Here is a 2,369-nt window from a genome sequence, read left to right as displayed (position 1 = left end):
CAGGCCAGGTATGTGATGCCGAAGCCGCCCTGACCCAGCACCCGACCCACGATGTACCGGTCATTCAGAACGGTCCCCGCCCGCAGGGCCACCGGGTACTTCTTCTCGTTCTCCGCCAGGTCGAAGCCGCAGTGGGGGCACGGGCCATCCAGGCTGTCCCGCTGCTGGAAACAGTTGTAGCAGACAATTTGGGAACGGCAAGTTTCCACACTATCCGCTCCTTTCTTGATTGATGATTTAACCAGACCGTTTACAGGTCCCTGTCAATGGGGCTTGCAGAAAAGAGCCGGCGTCTCTTATCACGAAATGCTCAGATCCGGGATATGGGCTACGGGGGATGTGTCGATTCCCTCCGCCGCGCCATAGATGTTCAGGCTGCTCAGGTTCGTCAGGTTGGACAGAGGGGACAGGTCCCGGATCTCCTGCCGGTTTTCATAGCGGTCGTAGTTGCGGTCATAGTGGCTGATACTTAGGGAACGCAGTTCAGTCAGCCCGGCCAGGGCAGACAGATCGCCCCCCACCAGATCGCCTGAAATATCCAGGCTGTTCAGCTTGGTCAGGCCAGACAGAGGCATAAGAGAGAGCTCGCCGTCTTCGCTGTTGTTTGCCCGGATTCGCAGATCCCGCAGTTCCGTAAGGTTTCGCAGGGGCTCCAGGCTCTCCACCCCATCGCTGATCTCCAGGGACTGAAGCTTGGTGAGATTGGCCAGCCCGTCCAGATTGATGGGCGGCAGGGGGTTCGAATCGTTGTAGACGCGGTAGGGCAGATACAGGGAGGTCAATTCTGTCAGCCCAGCTAGGGCGTCCACATCGGTATACGTGGAGTTGGACCCGTACATCTGCAGGGCACGCAGATTCACCAGAGGTTCCAAACCGTGGAGATCTGCCACTGGTACATCCAGCTGAAGGTCTGTGAGTTTGGTCAGGCCGGACAGATCGGTCAGGTCCTCCTGTACAGGCGCCCCCTCGCTGCCATTGCTGCTGACCATGTTGAGTGTACGCAGCTCTGTCAGCCCCCGAAGGAAGGATAGGTCATCCGTAATAAAGTTCCCGTACATCCTCAGCTCCTGAAGCTGTGTCATACCAGACAGCGGAGAGAAGTCCTCCACAGCGCCCAGATCAATCCGCAGGCTGGTCAGACGCGTCATCCCAGACAGCGCGCTGAGGTCCGTCAGCCCGGAGTTATTGTTGTTATTGCTGGTGCCATAGAGCTGCAGTTCTTCCAACTGAGTCATCCCCGATAATGGGGCCAGATCCTTTACATCAAAATCGATGCACAGGTCGAGCCGTTTCATCTTGGTCAGCCCGGCCAGGGGGGACAGATCGCTGACCGGCGCTCCGGTGTTGTTGTTTTGATAGAAGCTCAGCCGGGTCAGCTCCGTCAGCCCGGCAAAGGGCGTCAAGTCCAGTTCATCCGTCAGATACCCCTCGCAGCTGAACTCGGTCAGCTCCGGGAACTCTGCCACCCAAGCCAGCCCGTCTGTCTCAATGGACACGCCCTCCAGATAGATGCGCTGGAGATTTCCCATCTGTTTCATGGCGGCAATATCCGCATCGGTGAGCGTGCCGTCCACCAGCTCCAGGAAATTATCCGCCGCAGACACCTGCTGTCCGGCGACGGTGATGGTGGGGGCCAGCGCCTCCGCCACCGGGCTTTCGCCTCCGCCCAGCACCCCCACGCCGACGACCACCGCGATCACCGCCGCGGCCACGCCGCCAATCAGCACGGGGCTGAGCTTTTTCTTGGCCGGAGCCCCGGTCTGGGCACTTCCCGCCTGGGGCAGCTCCACCACCTGCTGGGACTCGATAGCGTTCAGAAATTCCTCCGCACTCTGGAAGCGGTCCTCCGGCTGGACGGCCAGGCCTTTCAGGATGGCCTTGTCCAGGTACTCCGGGATGTCCACCCCGCACTGGGAGACCGGGACCAGCTCGTCGTGGTCCAGCCGCTCCAGCGCCTCCGGAGGCAGGAAGCCGGTCAGCGCCGCATAGAAGCAGGCGGCACAGGAGTAGACGTCGGTGTAAGGGCCCTGGCGGCTTCTTCGGATGTACTGCTCCTTGGGGGCGTAGCCCACTTTCAGGATGACGTCCAAACTCTTGGACTTGTCGCCGATGGAGTACCGGGCAGAGCCGAAGTCCAGCAGCTTTACCATGCCGTCCTTGGTAATGTAGATGTTGTCCGGCGTCACGTCCCGGTGGATGAAGCCCTCTTGGTGCACGGCGGTGAGTGCCCGGAGCACCGGGATCATCACGTTCAGGGTGTCCTCCACGCTCACCTTTCCGCCGTGGTTGGCAATGTAGGTTTTAAAGGAGATGCCCTCGATGTAGTCCATGACGAAGTACGAGGTGTCGTTCTCGTCAAAGTAGCTGGT

The 2,369-nt window shown here is 60.0% G+C and carries 1 protein-coding gene and 1 pseudogene; both read right to left on the bottom strand.

Annotated features, from left to right (window positions below):
• Nucleotides 1-209 (bottom strand): annotated as a pseudogene (locus tag H6B31_RS16495) (hypothetical protein); the annotation flags it as partial.
• A 90-nt stretch (nucleotides 210-299) separates the two neighbouring features.
• Nucleotides 300-2,369: protein kinase domain-containing protein (locus H6B31_RS16490; RefSeq protein WP_204899492.1), on the bottom strand; the 2,070-nt coding region annotated here is incomplete at its 5' end.

This window comes from Pseudoflavonifractor capillosus, from assembly GCF_016899775.1.
In the GTDB taxonomy this organism is placed as follows: Bacteria; Bacillota; Clostridia; order Oscillospirales; family Oscillospiraceae; genus Lawsonibacter.
Note: the sequence above shows the minus strand (reverse complement) of the source record. Positions and strands in the feature narration are given on the sequence as shown.